The organism is Bacillus sp. (in: firmicutes), from assembly GCA_017656295.1.
In the GTDB taxonomy this organism is placed as follows: domain Bacteria; phylum Bacillota; class Bacilli; order Bacillales; family JACDOC01; genus JACDOC01.
Genome location: JACDOC010000001.1, coordinates 18,878 through 34,979, shown reverse-complemented (window position 1 = coordinate 34,979; position 16,102 = coordinate 18,878). Strand labels below are relative to the sequence as shown.

The 16,102-nt window shown below is 39.2% G+C and carries 16 protein-coding genes; 1 reads left to right on the top strand and 15 read right to left on the bottom strand.

The genetic code is table 11. The features are described from left to right. Positions 1-37 precede the first annotated feature (37 nt). The 12 genes from H0Z31_00165 to H0Z31_00110 form a co-directional block, all read right to left on the bottom strand. Positions 38-1,330 carry an adenylosuccinate synthase gene (locus H0Z31_00165; protein ID MBO8175852.1) on the bottom strand — a complete coding sequence of 431 codons (1,293 nt, stop codon included), beginning with the start codon at positions 1,328-1,330 and terminating at the stop codon, positions 38-40. A gap of 256 nt (positions 1,331-1,586) precedes the next feature. Further along, positions 1,587-2,951, bottom strand: a complete 1,365-nt coding sequence (dnaB, locus tag H0Z31_00160) for a replicative DNA helicase (protein ID MBO8175851.1) — start codon at positions 2,949-2,951, stop codon at positions 1,587-1,589. Between the two features lie 113 nt (positions 2,952-3,064). After that, positions 3,065-3,514, bottom strand: coding sequence for a 50S ribosomal protein L9 (rplI, locus tag H0Z31_00155; GenBank protein MBO8175850.1), 450 nt, complete (start codon positions 3,512-3,514; stop codon positions 3,065-3,067). Continuing rightward, a complete protein-coding gene (locus H0Z31_00150) occupies positions 3,511-5,484 on the bottom strand; it encodes a DHH family phosphoesterase (GenBank protein MBO8175849.1) in 1,974 nt (657 codons plus the stop codon). Before H0Z31_00150 ends, rplI begins: the two co-directional genes overlap by 4 nt. A 29-nt stretch (positions 5,485-5,513) precedes the next feature. Beyond that, positions 5,514-6,446, bottom strand: a complete 933-nt coding sequence (locus H0Z31_00145) for a YybS family protein (protein MBO8175848.1) — start codon at positions 6,444-6,446, stop codon at positions 5,514-5,516. A 228-nt stretch (positions 6,447-6,674) separates the two neighbouring features. Continuing rightward, a complete protein-coding gene (locus H0Z31_00140; protein ID MBO8175847.1) occupies positions 6,675-8,723 on the bottom strand; it encodes a methyl-accepting chemotaxis protein in 2,049 nt (682 codons plus the stop codon). A gap of 194 nt (positions 8,724-8,917) precedes the next feature. Next, positions 8,918-9,154, bottom strand: a complete 237-nt coding sequence (locus H0Z31_00135; protein MBO8175846.1) for a 30S ribosomal protein S18 — start codon at positions 9,152-9,154, stop codon at positions 8,918-8,920. 58 nt (positions 9,155-9,212) lie between these two features. After that, positions 9,213-9,710, bottom strand: a complete 498-nt coding sequence (ssb, locus tag H0Z31_00130) for a single-stranded DNA-binding protein (GenBank protein ID MBO8175845.1) — start codon at positions 9,708-9,710, stop codon at positions 9,213-9,215. 64 nt (positions 9,711-9,774) lie between these two features. Then, positions 9,775-10,062: a 30S ribosomal protein S6 gene (locus H0Z31_00125; GenBank protein ID MBO8175844.1), complete on the bottom strand. Its 288-nt coding sequence runs from the start codon at positions 10,060-10,062 to the stop codon at positions 9,775-9,777. A gap of 366 nt (positions 10,063-10,428) precedes the next feature. Beyond that, complete coding sequence (gene ychF, locus H0Z31_00120) at positions 10,429-11,529, bottom strand: redox-regulated ATPase YchF (protein MBO8175843.1); 1,101 nt, start codon at positions 11,527-11,529, stop codon at positions 10,429-10,431. A gap of 173 nt (positions 11,530-11,702) precedes the next feature. Further along, a complete protein-coding gene (locus H0Z31_00115; protein ID MBO8175842.1) occupies positions 11,703-11,900 on the bottom strand; it encodes a DUF951 domain-containing protein in 198 nt (65 codons plus the stop codon). 13 nt (positions 11,901-11,913) lie between these two features. Then, positions 11,914-12,810: a mechanosensitive ion channel family protein gene (locus H0Z31_00110; GenBank protein ID MBO8175841.1), complete on the bottom strand. Its 897-nt coding sequence runs from the start codon at positions 12,808-12,810 to the stop codon at positions 11,914-11,916. A gap of 156 nt (positions 12,811-12,966) precedes the next feature. Between H0Z31_00110 and yyaC the strand changes: the two genes are divergently transcribed. After that, the gene (gene yyaC / locus H0Z31_00105) at positions 12,967-13,590 is read left to right on the top strand and encodes a spore protease YyaC (GenBank protein ID MBO8175840.1); all 624 of its coding nucleotides are present in this window, start codon (positions 12,967-12,969) and stop codon (positions 13,588-13,590) included. Here the strand turns inward: yyaC and H0Z31_00100 are convergent. From H0Z31_00100 to H0Z31_00090, 3 genes are all read right to left on the bottom strand, one after another. Then, positions 13,587-14,294, bottom strand: coding sequence for a DUF554 domain-containing protein (locus H0Z31_00100; GenBank protein ID MBO8175839.1), 708 nt, complete (start codon positions 14,292-14,294; stop codon positions 13,587-13,589). The genes yyaC and H0Z31_00100 overlap by 4 nt on opposite strands. Before the next feature lie 71 nt (positions 14,295-14,365). Beyond that, positions 14,366-15,211, bottom strand: a complete 846-nt coding sequence (locus H0Z31_00095) for a ParB/RepB/Spo0J family partition protein (protein MBO8175838.1) — start codon at positions 15,209-15,211, stop codon at positions 14,366-14,368. Beyond that, positions 15,204-15,965, bottom strand: coding sequence for a ParA family protein (locus H0Z31_00090; GenBank protein MBO8175837.1), 762 nt, complete (start codon positions 15,963-15,965; stop codon positions 15,204-15,206). The genes H0Z31_00095 and H0Z31_00090 overlap by 8 nt, the downstream gene beginning before the upstream one ends. Between the last annotated feature and the right edge of the window lie 137 nt (positions 15,966-16,102).

Here is a 16,102-nt window from a genome sequence, read left to right as displayed (position 1 = left end):
GACTACCCTTATTCAACGAAAGGTAGACGGTGCTTTTTTATCGTTGAGCCCAAACACTACGAACAACATTTGTTTGTGAACGGTCAGGACCTACAGAGAAAATCGATAACGGTATGCCTGTTAATTGGGAAACACGTTCAACATAATGGCGGGCATTCGCCGGTAGTTCGTCTAACGTCTTACAGCCTGTAATGTCTTCTGTCCATCCTGGTAACTCTTCGTAAACCGGTTCACATTCGGATAATACTTTTAAGCTTGCTGGAAACTCTTCGATGATTTGCCCCTTATAACGATACGCCACACAAATTTTTAGCGTCTCGATGCCTGTTAAAACGTCTAAAGAGTTAAGCGATAAGTCGGTAATACCACTAACGCGACGGGCATGACGAACGACGACACTGTCAAACCAACCGACACGACGAGGTCGACCTGTCGTTGTTCCATACTCGCGACCGACTTCTCGAATACGGTCGCCAATTTCATTATTTAATTCCGTCGGGAACGGTCCATCGCCAACACGAGTCGTATACGCTTTCGACACGCCTACAACATGTTGAATTTTCGTTGGACCAACACCTGAACCAATGGTGACGCCACCAGCTACCGGATTGGACGATGTAACAAATGGATACGTTCCTTGATCGATGTCTAGCATAACCCCTTGAGCCCCTTCAAAAAGAACTCTACGTCCTTCATCGAGGGCGTCGTTTAAAACAACGGACGTATCACATACGTATTGCTTAAATTGCTGTCCGTACTCATAATATTCGTCTAAAATTTCTTCAAGCGTAAAGCCTTCTGTTTCATAGAACCGTTCTAATAAACGGTTTTTTTCTTTTAAGTTACGTGCTAATTTCTCTTCAAACACTTCACGGTCAAGAAGGTCAGCGATACGAATTCCTACACGAGCCGCTTTATCCATATAAGCCGGACCAATCCCTTTTTTTGTTGTCCCGATTTTATTCGCACCTTTCCGTTCTTCTTCGACTTCGTCCAGTTTTATATGGTACGGTAAAATAACATGCGCCCGATTGCTAATGCGTAAGTTGTCTGTTGAAATACCTTTTTCATGTAAATATTGTAATTCTTTCACTAGTGCTTTCGGGTCAACGACCATCCCATTTCCTATTACACAAATTTTATCCGAATAAAAAATCCCGGAAGGAATTAAATGTAATTTATATGTTTCTCCGTTAAACCGAATCGTATGGCCTGCGTTATTTCCACCTTGATAACGAGCAATCACTTCGGCGTTTTCGGATAAGAAATCAGTAATTTTTCCTTTTCCTTCGTCGCCCCATTGAGTTCCTACAACTACTACTGATGACATTTATGTACACCTCCAAGGTTTGGCTCTCACAAACAACATTCAAACATATTCATTTTACCAGTGTTCGAAAGGGAACGTCAATAAAAACACGAACAATATATTGAAATAACTTAGATTATGTTCGTAAAAAATGTCACTTTTTCTTGAATATCTCCTTGAATAAAGGTAATACATGAAGAAAAGGCCTAAATCCTTATAAAACAAAAAACCAACCCTATACGATACATAGGATTGGTTTTTTGTGTAAAAAATATGATTAAGCACCAGGCGGGATATCCGCTTCGTCAAATCGACGTTCTAAATTAACGAATTTATTGTACTCTTTTACGAACGCCAATTGAACTGTTCCTACAGGACCGTTCCGTTGTTTCGCAATAATGATTTCAATAATATTTTTATTCTCCGTCTCTTTATCATAATAGTCATCGCGGTATAAAAAGGCGACAATATCCGCATCCTGCTCAATACTTCCTGACTCACGAATATCAGACATCATCGGCCGCTTGTCTTGTCGCTGTTCTACTCCACGGGAAAGCTGGGACAAAGCAATGACCGGCACTTCCAGTTCACGCGCAAGTGCTTTTAAGGAACGCGAAATTTCGGATACTTCTTGTTGACGGTTTTCTTTTACGCGTCCACTTCCTTGGATGAGCTGCAAGTAATCGATTAACACCATACCTAGTCCATGTTCTTGTTTTAACCGGCGACATTTCGAGCGAATTTCACTAATTCGTATCCCTGGCGTATCATCTATAAAAATCCCTGCATTCGATAAACTTCCCATCGCCATCGTTAACTTCCGCCAATCTTCATCAGTTAGCGATCCTGTACGTAAATTTTGTGCGTTTATATTTCCTTCTGCACAAAGCATACGCATGACCAGTTGTTCCGCACCCATCTCTAAACTAAAAATCGCTACATTTTCCCCCGTTTTCGTTGCTACGTTTTGAGCAATGTTTAAGGCAAAAGCCGTTTTACCAACCGATGGACGTGCAGCAACAATAATTAAATCGCTCCGCTGAAAACCAGCTGTCATTCGATCAAGCTCGGTAAAGCCGGTTGGAATCCCCGTTACATCACCTTTGCGGTTATGCAGCATTTCAATATTATCGTATGTTCGAACGAGAACGTCTTTAATATTATGGAAGGAGCCAGAATTTTTTCGTTGAGCCACTTCCATAATACTTTTTTCTGCTTCGCTAAGCAGTTCTTCGACTTCGTCTTCCCGTGTGTAACCTTCCTGGGCAATATTGGTGGCTGTTCGAATTAAACGACGTAACAACGATTTTTCTTCAACGATTTTGGCGTAATATTCAATATTCGCAGCTGTCGGTACCGATGCCGCTAATTCACTTAAATACGAAACACCACCGACGTCTTCAATTTGTTTGGATGCAGACAATTCTTCGGTAACGGTGACTAAGTCTATGGCCTTTCCTTCATCGGCTAGTTTTAACATAACCGAGAAAATTTTTTGATGGGCGTTACGGTAAAAATCTTCAGGTATTAAAATTTCGGATGCAAGGGTTAAAGACGATGGCTCCAAAAAAATAGCACCGAGTACAGCCTGCTCCGCTTCAATGTTATGCGGAGGTAGACGATCGGCGAATAAATCACTCATCTGTTCGAACCTCCATTAGAAGGACTATAAAAAATGTGATCGGTAAAAAACCAGATCACATTTCTTTTTATATATTATTTTATCATGTTCTAAGAGAAAGAGGATTGGCAATTTTAGTTTTGTTCTTTTACATGTACGGTCAACGTAGCCGTTACTTCTGAATGTAACTTGACCGGTACTTTTGTAAAGCCAAGGGCACGAATAGCATCATTTAATTCAATTTTACGCTTATCAATTTTAATATTATGAGAGGCTTTTAATTCCTCTGCGATTTGTTTACTTGTAACAGAACCAAATAAACGACCGCCATCACCTGCTTTTGCCGAAATTTCTACCGTGATGTTTTCGAGTGTTTCTTTTAATTTTTTCGCTTCTTCTAATTCTTGTTGGGCCATCTTTTGTTCTTTTCTTTTTTGCGCTTCTAATGTCTTTAAGTTAGATGGAGTCGCTTCGATTGCATAACCATTTTTTATTAAAAAGTTTTGAGCGTATCCGTCCGCAACGTTTTTTACTTCACCTTTTTTTCCTTTCCCTTTAACATCTTTTAAGAAAATGACTTTCATTCTTCGTTACCCCCTTCAAAATAATGATCAATGGCCTCTTGTAAGCGAGCTAAAGCTTCTTCAATAGTTACATCTTGCAACTGGGTAGCGGCATTTGTCAAATGTCCGCCCCCATCGAGCGCTTCCATAATCACTTGAACGTTCACATCCCCTAATGAACGGGCACTAATCCCAACAACGTCTTCCGAACGCTTAGAAATAACAAATGAAGCGTTGACACCGTTCATCGTGAGGAGGGTATCGGCGGCTTGGGCAATAATAACCGGATTATAAATTTCATCATCCGGTGCCACTGATATGACAATTCCCGGCTGATAAAATTGGGCGGCTTCAATTAATTTCGCACGGGTAACATACGTCTCAATATCTTCTTTTAAAAACTTTTGAACAAGCACGGTGTCGGCCCCTTGCGCTCGTAAGTAAGAAGCAGCATCAAATGTTCTCGAGCCGGTACGTAGTGTAAAGCTTTTCGTATCAACGATAATTCCCGCAAGCAAGGAAGTAGCTTCGAGCATGGATATTTTTTCATTTTTCGGTTGGTATTCCAATAGTTCGGTTACGAGTTCGGCCGTAGATGAAGCATATGGCTCCATATAGACGAGCAATGGATTCAAAATAAACTCTTCTCCTCGACGATGATGGTCAATCACGACTACGTTTTCCGTCTTGTTTACTAAACGTTCTTCTATGACTAATGATGGTTTATGGGTATCCACAACAATGAGGAGCGTATCCTCTGTAGCCATTTCCAATGCTTCTTCTGGTGTGATAAAGCGAGAATAAAGCTCTGGATGTTGTTTCACTTCCTCCATTAATCGGCGCACACTCGTATCGATTTCCGTAAAATTTAAAACGATATAACCTTCCCGTTGGTTCATTTCTGCTATTTTTCGAACACCCATTGCAGAACCAATCGCGTCCATATCCGGGAATTTGTGTCCCATGACCATGACTTTATCAGCTTCTAAAATTAATTCTCTTAAGGCATGGGAGATGACTCGAGCACGGACCCTTGTCCTTTTTTCCATTGGATTGGTTTTCCCACCGTAAAATTTCACCTTACCATTTGGTTGCTTAATAGCCACTTGGTCTCCACCACGCCCTAAAGCTAAATCTAAACTCGATTGAGCTAGGGAACCTAGTTCTGGCAATGAAGGGACACCAGCACCAATTCCGATGCTAAGGGTGAGTGGGACGTTTTGCTTGGATGTCGTTTCCCGGATGTCGTCTAAGATTGAAAATTTCTCTTTTTCCAGTATGTGCAATATTTTTTCGTTAAGGACGGCAATAAAGCGTTCCGAAGAGATGCGTTTAATAAAGATGCCGTTATCATGAGCCCATTTATTTAATAGAGAAGTGACTAAGCTGTTTAGACTACTTCTTGTTTGATCGTCCATGCCTTGCGTTAGTTCATCATAATTATCTAAATAAATAATGCCAATAGCCGTTCGATTATCCTTATACAGCTTTTCGATTTCCTCTTGTTCGGTTACGTCAAAGAAATAAAGGAGCTTTTCTTCAAGTTTTAAAATGACTTTATATTTACGCTCATTTAGTGTAATAACTTCCGTATCAATTTCTTGTTTAATAAGCGGGATGAGCATATCGGCAACATCATATAAAGAGCGTCCAATCACCGTTTCTTCATTAAAACAAGAGGCCATAAACGGATTCGTCCATTCAATGTAATAATCATCATTAATTAGCATAATTCCAATGGGCATTTCCATTAATGCCTCTTCACCCACACGCTTCACCCGGTATGATAACGTAGAAATATATTGCTCGGTTTCTAAATGGGATTTTTGCTCGAAATAAAAGACGAGATAAAATAAAGCCCCAAACACAAGTAATCCAATTACACTCGCCCACCAGAATTGGAAAGCGACGATGATGACAAAAAGGAGTGAAACGATCATTAATCCGTAAATGGGATATCGTATCACTCGGTTATTTTCCTTCGCAGGCATGATTTCAGCTCCTAAAAACTTTATTCAATCTATGCTTTTGTTTGAATTCGTTTTCTCAAGTCAAAACCTAAATCAATTATACCTAATAAGCGAACTAGTGGAAGAAAAAGTAATGCGAATAACACAAAAATGAAAGAAAACACCGTCGGTAATTTCTTTTGATATCGATAATAAAGTAGGAACGAGCAGCCTTGAATAAATAAAAGTAACCCAAAAATGGTCGCTAAATTAAATAATACCCAAAACATGGTCGTTCCTTTTTCAGGGTTTAAGACTAATGTTAGCACTAATGTCACTAAATAGTACCACAAAATATTTTTGGGCATTTGAATATTCCGAAACGGAGTACGCTTTGGTACTTCCACTTGAAAACGTCGTACGATTGGAAATAAGATGAGTTGAATGAAAAACACTGCCATAATTGATGCCATCACGATAAAGCTTGGTATTAACGTTTGAATAAGCTCTAACATGTCATTGATTTGATTCATCATGTCAGCTGGTGGCTGTTGTCCTAACCTTTTTAATAACTGAATAGATTGTTCATATGACGAACGAACAAGGGTCATCGTTTCTTTGATGAAGTCAAATTGGAAGACTGTAACAGCAATTGCATATTGAATTACGGTACTTAATGCAAAAACAAGACTAGACACAAGTAAAGTCGTATTCCAACTTTCCTTTTTTTTCACGAGCCAGCCCATTGTCCATCCAACAGCCCCGTAAGTGAACGCAAGAGAAATGCCAACGACGTTCCCCACAATAAACGAAAGAACGAGAGCCGCTAGAAAAAATGGCAATGAATTTTTTTCCGAATGGCGTACGTTATATAGGAAAAACGGAAGTGGCAAAAAGAACGTAGAAATCAATGATAAAATCGGAAAATAGAGAGTAATTAAAAGTAATATGGTAAAAACAGCGAGCATCACTGCTCCTTCCGTAATAGCTCTTGTTTGTCGCAACGTTTATGCACCTCTTATTACACATATTCCTGATGAGAAATCAGGAGACTCTGCAAGATTATGTATAAATTCCTTATTCCATTTTATCGATAATTTTTCCTTCGTTCAACTTTTCGGCAACTGATTTGGAAGTCGTTGGACTCCGTCAACTAATAAAAATAGAGCTGCCCTCCTTTTTAGAAGACAGCTCTAGCAATTTTATTAAGATTAAGTTGTTACGAAAGTAGCTTATGCTTCTTCCGTTTCATTTAAGTGCATTTCTGTTTTAAAACGGTTTACCGCAACTTGCAGTTCTTGGCTTAAATGAGTTAAGCGCTCAGCAGATTCAGTGACCGATAGGATGGCACGTAATTGTTCTTCTGTTGAAGCGCTCACTTGTTCGCAAGCAGCTGCCGTTTCTTCAGCCACCGCTGCCATCCCTTGAATAACGTTCACCACTTCATCTTTACTCATTGTCACGTTTTGAATTTCATTGTAAACGGCCATAATCGAATCTTTCATTTCGTTCATTAAATCGGAAATTTGAGTAAACGTGTTGTTCGTTTGTACGACAACTTCAGACTGTTGTGAGAACGTTTCTTTTGTTTTTAGCATTTCTTCAACAGCACGTTTCGAACCATTTTGAATATCTACGATGGTTGCTTTTACTTGATCTGTCGCTTTTACCGATTGTTCGGCAAGTTTACGCACTTCCTCTGCGACTACCGCAAAGCCTTTACCGTGTTCACCCGCTCTTGCGGCCTCGATACTAGCATTTAATGCTAATAAATTGGTTTGAGAGGAGATGTCTGTAATTGTTTCCATCACTGTTTCAATCGTTTTGACTTTTTCACCAAGATCTAAAATAACCGTTTCCATTGATTGTAAGAATTGGTTCGTTACTTCAAACGAATCTTTGAGTTGCTGAACTTGCGTTTTTCCATGTTCATTTACTTCATCTGCTTTTTCAGCGATTTCAGACATCAAACCTGCTTTGTTATGAATCTCGTTAATTTGTTCACTTAAGTGGATCGATTGCTGGTTCGCATTTTCGGCATCGGCTGCTGAACGAGATGCACCTTGGGCGATTTCATTAACGGCAGAAGCCATTTCTTGACTGGATGCACTTGTTTCTTCAGAAACTGCACTTAACGATTCTGCAGATTCACGAACGTTAGTAACTGATTCGTTAACAACAGAAATCATATTCCGAACACCAACAATCGTTTCATTGAGCTGCTCGGCCAGTTCACCGATTTCATCTTTCGATTGAATGTTGGCATGAACCGTTAAGTCCCCTTCGGCCACTTTACCCATGACTTCTTTTAATTGAACAATTGGTTTTACCATTCGTGAGGAAGCGTAGAAAATAATAACTATTACTCCTACAAGGGTTAGACCAGCAATCACCCAAATGATGGCTTGCACTTGATAAGCAACTGTCATTAAATTATCTACATTGTAAGCTGCTCCGACTTTCCATCCTGTGGTTGAAACTGTATCATATACTAAAATCTTTTTCTGGCCGTCATATTTATAGCGAATTTCTCCAGAAGGCTGGTTATTCTCATACATTTCCTTAACAAAGTCATATTGCTTCATATCTTGACCTTGTTCCGTTGGATGAACAATGGCCAATCCTTCATTTGAGAAAATGAACGGGTAGCCCTTATAGCCGATATCCGTGTTGGAAATTCGCTTTGTTAGTTTTGATAGGTTAATATCGACACCGAGTACACCGACGACTTTTCCGTTCACTATTACCGCTTTGGAAGCGGTGATGACAAAATTGTTGGTTGCAGCATCAATGTAAGGCTGGCTCCAAACCACCTTTGTTGTGTCTTCCATTGCTGCTTGATACCATCCACGACTGGTTGGATCAAAATCATCTGGTAAGGATACGTACGGAATAATTTTTAAATATTTGTTGGTTGATGCAAAGTAAATGGAAGATGTATCGTCATACAAACTAATGTAGTTATTAAACGCTTCGTGAATTTCTTCATGAGGTTCTTTAAACGCTTCACTTTCAATACCTTCCGCAAGAATCACGTCACCAAAATTTTTTAAATCATCCGAGAACGTTAATTGTTCTAAGCTTTTTCCATACTGCTCAAGGAAATACACGACCGAACCGTTTAATTGGCGAACAATCCCCATCGCTTGCGAACCAACATTTTCTTCGGTCTTTTTCATAAGTTGCCATGTGACAAGCACATTCAGAACAAGAAAGGAAACAGCAAAAATTACTGTCGTTACCAGGATCATTTTCGTCTTGATTGACTTCATTTTAAACACGTTTTTCCCACCTGCACTTTCTTCCAATGTTGATACGTTCCCATATAGCGTTTTTAGTTCTATATCAGTACCTAATTATTATTTCGACATTTTTCATCATTTTTTTATAATGAAATCTTAAAATTTACTAAATTTTAAGGAACCCATTTTTATACATAAAAAAAAACAGTGAGGCTAAGCTCACTGTTTTCTTTTTATTTGTCTTCTGCAACGTATGGAAGAAGTGCCATTTGACGAGCACGTTTGATTGCACGAGTTAACATACGTTGATATTTCGCGCTAGTTCCTGTCACACGACGTGGAAGGATTTTTCCGCGTTCAGAGATGAACTTTTTAAGAAGATCTACATCTTTGTAGTCGATGTGTGTGATACCGTTTGCTGTGAAGTAGCACACTTTACGACGTTTACGTCCGCCTCTACGTCCTGCCATCGTTTTCGACCTCCTTCTGTAAGGATTTTTATATTAACCGTTCGTTATTTCGTATTCATTAGAATGGAAGATCGTCGTCGGAGATGTCGATCGTTTGACCGCCATCTGCGAAAGGATCATCTTCCATTGGTGAAATTCCTTCATTAGGATTGCGTTGATTCTGATTCTGGCTGTAAGGATATTCTTGTCCTCTTTGGTCACCGCCATAGAAACCGCTGTCTCCGCCACGATTAGCACTTTTCGGTTCTAAAAATTGAACGCTTTCAGCTAACACTTCCGTGACGTAAACACGTCGACCATCTTGTGCTTCATAGCTGCGTGTTTGAATACGGCCATCTACGCCAGCTAAACTTCCTTTTTTTAAGAAGTTCGCTACGTTTTCTGCTGGTCGGCGCCAAACAACGCAATTTATAAAATCCGCTTCCCGTTCCCCTTGTTGATTCGTATACGAACGATTAACTGCAAGGGTGAACGTTGCTACAGGTACCCCGTTAGGAGTATAACGTAATTCAGGATCACGGGTTAATCGACCGACAAGGATGACGCGGTTCAACATCAGAATCAACTCCTCACCTATCTATGTTTCACATGAAACATAGATTGTTTTATTCCATCAACGATTATTCTTCTTCTTTTACAACGATGTGACGGATAATGTCGTCGCTGATTTTCGCAAGACGGTCAAACTCTTGAACCGCTGCAGGTTCAGACTTCACTTTTACGATGTGGTAGATACCTTCACGGAAGTCTTTGATTTCGTAAGCTAGACGACGTTTACCCCACTCTTTAGATTCGATGATTTCCGCACCGTTAGAAGTTAAGATGTTGTCAAAGCGTTCAACAACTGCTTTTTTACCTTCTTCATCGACGTTTGGGCGGATAATGTACATTAATTCGTACTTTCTCATCTTATTGTCACCTCCTTATGGTCTATACGGCCCATTATTAGGGCAAGGAGCAATGTGTACATTACTCACAAGTTGTAATTATAGCATAGACTGTCAATGTTGGCAACATTCGATTTCGTCTGTTTATAAAATATGGCTCTGTTAAACGATATTGTTGATACCTATACATGTCGCTTGTGGCGGGCGCTTTCCGCGGGCAAGCCGTAAGCCGCTTCCCTCATTACGCTCAAGTAAGGGTCTTTCCTGGCTTCTTGTTCCTGCTGGAGTCGCCGCCGTGTGAATAACTTGCTAAAAATCAACAATGAACTTAACATAGCCTAAAATATAAAAAGATTTGCCCATACGAGCAAATCTTTAAAGTGATCATTAAACGTTAAAGCGGAAGTGGATAATGTCTCCATCTTGCACTTCGTAATCTTTTCCTTCGAGACGAACTTTTCCAGCTTCCCGTGCAGCTGCCATTGAACCGGCACTGACTAAATCATCATAAGAAACTGTTTCAGCACGGATAAATCCGCGTTCAAAGTCTGAATGAATAATTCCCGCACATTCTGGTGCTTTCATGCCTTTGCGGAACGTCCACGCCCGAACTTCTTGTACACCTGCTGTGAAATAAGTAGCTAAACCGAGTAAATTATAGGCTGCACGAATTAATTGGTCTAGACCTGACTCTTCAATCCCCAGCTCTTGCAGGAACATCGCCTTTTCTTCATCGTCAAGTTCTGCAATTTCCGCTTCTATTTTCGCGCAAACAACAATCACTTCGGCATTGTCTTGTTGAGCAAATTCGCGTACTTGTTGAACAAACGGATTGGCAGATGGATCTGCGACATCTTCTTCACCGACGTTGGCTACATATAACACCGGTTTAATGGTTAAAAGGTGTAGCCCTTTGACAATTTTCATTTGTTCATCGGTAAATTCAATCGTACGTGCTGGTTTATTTGCTTCAAACGTTTCTTTTAATTTTACGAGTACTTCGTATTCAGCCATAGCATTTTTATCTTTGGACTTGGCCATTTTTTCAACACGGCCAATACGTTTATCAACTGTTTCTAAGTCCGCTAAAATAAGCTCTAAGTTAATCGTTTCAATATCTGCAATCGGATCCACTTTTCCAGCCACATGGGTAATGTCACTATCAGCAAAGCAACGAACAACATGACAAATCGCATCTACTTGACGGATGTGAGAAAGGAATTTATTGCCAAGACCTTCTCCTTTACTTGCTCCTTTGACAATTCCGGCTATATCTGTAAATTCGAACGTTGTCGGAACCGTTTTTTTCGGTTGAACAAGTTCTGTTAATTTGTTTAGTCGATGGTCTGGAACTTCCACCACACCTACGTTAGGATCAATGGTACAGAAAGGATAGTTCGCAGATTCTGCTCCTGCTTTTGTAATTGCATTAAATAACGTAGATTTCCCTACGTTAGGTAATCCAACAATACCGGCAGTTAAGCCCATTTTTGTCACTCCTCTTTTTTCCGTTCTTCCGTCCCGTATCGGCACAATAGAACTTCTATGATCAATCTCATTCAGTCTTCAAACGAGATGATGATTTCTTATAAATCAATCCCTTCCAATTATAGAAAGGAATAAATAAAAAGACAAGACGAATAAAAAAGAGAAGCACGAAGCTATTCTTCATGCTTCTCGAGAACTTTTTTCATTTTACGAACAAATTCTTTACGTGGAAGAAGTACACTATGGTCACAACCTTGACATTTAATTCGGATATCCATTCCCATACGAATGATTTTCCAGCGATTCGTTCCACAAGGGTGAGGCTTTTTCATTTCGACAATGTCGTATAAGCCAAATTCTTTTTGTTCCATATATACTTCCTCCTTAATCGCTTAATGATCTTTTGACTTGGTCACTTTCTTCTTCGTGACGAGAGTACATAACAAGACGTGGGAACGGAATTTCAATTCCATGTCGATCTAAGCAAAGCTTCAATTCTTTTCGGATTGCTCGACCAATTGCCCAATGTCTCATTGGTTTCGTTTCGGCAACCACTCGAAAGACCACATTAGAAGCTCCTAAGGTTTGTACACCTAACAATTCTGGTGTTTTTACTAAGTCTTCGTATTTATCCGGTAATGTTTTTAATAAGTCTTCAATGACGCGTTCAGCTTTTTCAATATCTCCTTCGTACGCGACGCTTACATCGACGACGGCTATACTGTTATGAATCGAAAAATTCGTCACTTGGTCAATCAGTCCGTTAGGGATAATGTGCATCTCACCCGTCCAACTTTTAATTTTCGTTGTCCGTAAGCCAATTTCTTCAACATACCCTTCCACTGCATTGACTCGAATATAATCCCCTACGGAAAATTGGTCTTCAAAAATGATAAAAAATCCACTAATAATATCACGAACTAAGTTTTGGGCACCAAAACCAACTGCTAGTCCGACAATTCCTGCCCCAGCTAATAAACCTTTAATATCAAAATCTAACGTCGATAAGATGGTCACAAACGCAATAAAGTAAACCACATACGTTAAAACATTTTCTAATAGCTTCACCATCGTCGCTTCCCGACGTTCCGAAATGCGAAGGGGCGCGCGCGTACGAATTTTAAAGATATTTCGAATTGCTGTTTTCCCAACACGAATAACGATACTCGTTAAAATAAGAATCCCAACAATTTTTAATGTCGTTTCTCCCATTTGTAGCCACATGTCCTCATCTTTCAACTTATTTAAAAGTTTCACCCACATTTCTTCTACGAAAGACATTTTTTCACCTACTTTCACATTTTATTTTAGCAAATTTTTTTGCTAGATAGAAAATGCACAAAATATGGTATTTAAACAAATAAATTTCCTTCTCAGACGTATAGATTAGAGCTTTTTTCCGTATACTGATACTACGATTATAAGGGAGTGGAACCAATGAATCTAAAGAAAAATTTGTTTGATCGAAAAGAAAAGTTATGGAGAATCCCGTTTCATGAAGAAAATGCCTCATTAAAAATTGGTTCTCACTTATTAACACTCTTACCCCGAGTAGGTCCACAACCAATCGTTATCGTATGTATCGGTACTGATCGTTCAACAGGCGATTCATTAGGACCTCTCATTGGAACATTATTAGAAGAAAAAAAACTACCCCACTTTTACGTTTACGGCACATTAGACGACCCCATTCACGCGATGAATTTAGAAGAAAAAATTGCGAAGATATACACCGAGCATCATAATCCGTTCATTGTTGGAATCGATGCTTGTCTTGGACGATTAAAAAGCGTCGGAATCGTTCAGTTAGGGAATGGACCGGTTAAACCAGGAGCTGGTGTGAACAAAGAACTTCCTGAAGTCGGACATATTCATATTACTGGAATCGTCAATGTGAGTGGGTTTATGGAATTTTTCGTTTTACAAAATACCCGCTTAAGCCTTGTGTTAAAAATGGCAAAAACGATTGCTGATGGTATATATAAAGCAAGTCTTGCCTACCATTCTAAACGTACGTGGACATCCATTCAGCCATCCAATTCCGAAAAGCATTTGCCTTAAACGGAAAGGCCGTGTAGGATAGCTACAACGATGGTGACTACTAATATACTTGGCAATAAATTGGCGACTTTTATTTTTGTTAAGCCACATAAATTTAATCCAAGCGCCAAAATCATAATGCCACCTGCAGACGTCATTTCTATAATGAATTGTTCCATGAAGGGTTCTGGCACCAATCGATTAATCTGAGTAGCAAATAAAGCAATCGTTCCTTCGTAGAGAAGGACGGGAATCGCCGAGAACATGACCCCAATACCGAGGGACGTCGTTAAAACGAGAGCCGTAAACCCATCAATAATGGCTTTCATTAGTAAAATATCATGATTTCCACGAATACCGCTATCCAATGCACCTAAAATAGCCATCGCACCAACGACAAAAATAAGCGTAGCGGTGACAAATCCTTCTGAAAGACTATTCGTACCCTTTTTACCTATTTTTTGTTCCATCCATTTTCCTAACGTATTGAGTCGATCATCTAAGGAGATGACCTCTCCAATAATCGCCCCCAGTACAAGACTAATAATGACAATTAAGAAATTTTGACTCTTAAGCCCCATTTGTAACCCTAAGACCATTACGGATAATCCAATGGCGTACATGACGGTTTGCTTCATCCGTTCGGGAATTCGGTGAAGAAACGTCCCTAAAAATGAACCAAAAATAATGCAACAGCCATTGATGATTGTTCCAAGAAGTACCATCTCAATTTCCCACCATTTCTCTGTTATTATTTTTTACTTCAAGAAAAAAAACCATCTCATCGGAAGATGGTTTATTCATTGTGGAGTAACTCTAAAATTCTTTCTAAATCCTCTTTAGAGAAAAATTCAATTTCAATTTTACCTTTTTTCTTTGATTGTTTAATATTGACCGTTGTCCCGAACTTTTCCCGTAACAAATTCTCTTTTTCTTTAATAAATACATCTTTTACTTCATGTTTCTTTTTTGTTTCACGTGAAACATTTTCATTTAATTGGTGAATCAGTTTTTCCAGTTGGCGAACATTTAATTCTTCTTTTATCACTTTTTCTACAACAGCAGGTAGTTGTTCTTTTTTTCGCAAACCTAATAACGCCCGTCCATGTCCCATAGAAATTTTTCCTTCAGAAATATACGTTTGAATATCCTTCGGTAAGGAAAGTAGACGGATATGGTTAGCGATGTGTGGACGACTTTTTCCAAGTCGTTTTGCTAGTTCTTCTTGTGTAATATCCAGCTTCTCAATTAACGTTTGATAGGCCATCGCTTCTTCAATTGGAGTTAAATCTTCTCGTTGTAAATTTTCTAACACCGCTAGTTCCATCATTTGTTGATCGTTTAAATCTTTGACGACAACGGGAACGGTGTCTAACTTAGCTTTTTTCGCTGCACGATAACGGCGCTCTCCAACGACAATTTCGTACCCTTTAATGCTTTTACGAACGACAAGCGGTTGTAAAATCCCATGTTCTTTAATTGATTGCGTGAGCTCTTCTAATGGCTCTTCGTCAAAAATTTTTCTAGGTTGATAGGGGTTTGGTCGTAAATCTTTAATTTTTACTTCTGTGACTGGTTCATCATTGTTGTTGGCGACATTTGTAAAAAGGGCATTGATTCCTTTTCCTAACCCTCTAGCCATTGTTCACCACTTCCTTTGCCAAATCTAAATAAACTTCCGCTCCTCTCGACTTCGGATCATAAATAATGATTGGCTCCCCATGGCTTGGTGCTTCACTTAATCGGACATTTCGCGGGATAATGGTGCGATACACTTTGTCTTGGAAATATTTCTTTACTTCTTCAATGACTTGAATTCCTAAGTTCGTCCGTGCATCGAGCATCGTTAAAAGTACCCCTTCAATCATTAGATGTTGATTGAGATGCTTTTGCACAAGACGAACCGTGCTTAATAATTGGCTTAATCCTTCTAGCGCATAGTACTCACATTGAACAGGAATAAGAACTGAATCTGCTGCTGTTAAAGCGTTAATCGTTAATAATCCTAGAGAAGGAGGACAATCAATAATGATATAGTCATATTCATTTTTTATTGATTCCAGTGCTCGCTTTAAACGAACTTCACGAGAAATAGTCGGGACGAGTTCAATTTCTGCTCCTGCTAACTGAATGGTAGCTGGTGCACAATGGTAATTTTCAACTGATGTTTGTCTTATAATCTCTTTTATATTTTCATCATCCACAAGAACGTTATAAATACACTGTTGAACATCACCTTTTTCAATGCCTACTCCACTTGTTGCATTCCCTTGAGGATCCACATCAACAAGTAATACTTTGTTGCCTATGTATGCTAAGCAGGCGCCCAAATTAACAGAGGTTGTTGTTTTTCCAACTCCTCCTTTTTGGTTAGCAATGGCGATAATTTTGCCCACGATGTCACCTACCTTCAACGACCTATAAAATAATAAACGATATTTTTTATTTTATCAGAAATCGAATGGGTTATCTTAAAATTTCAAAAAAACAAGAAGTTTTCATATATTTCCCATTAGGGGTGATAAAAAAGTGA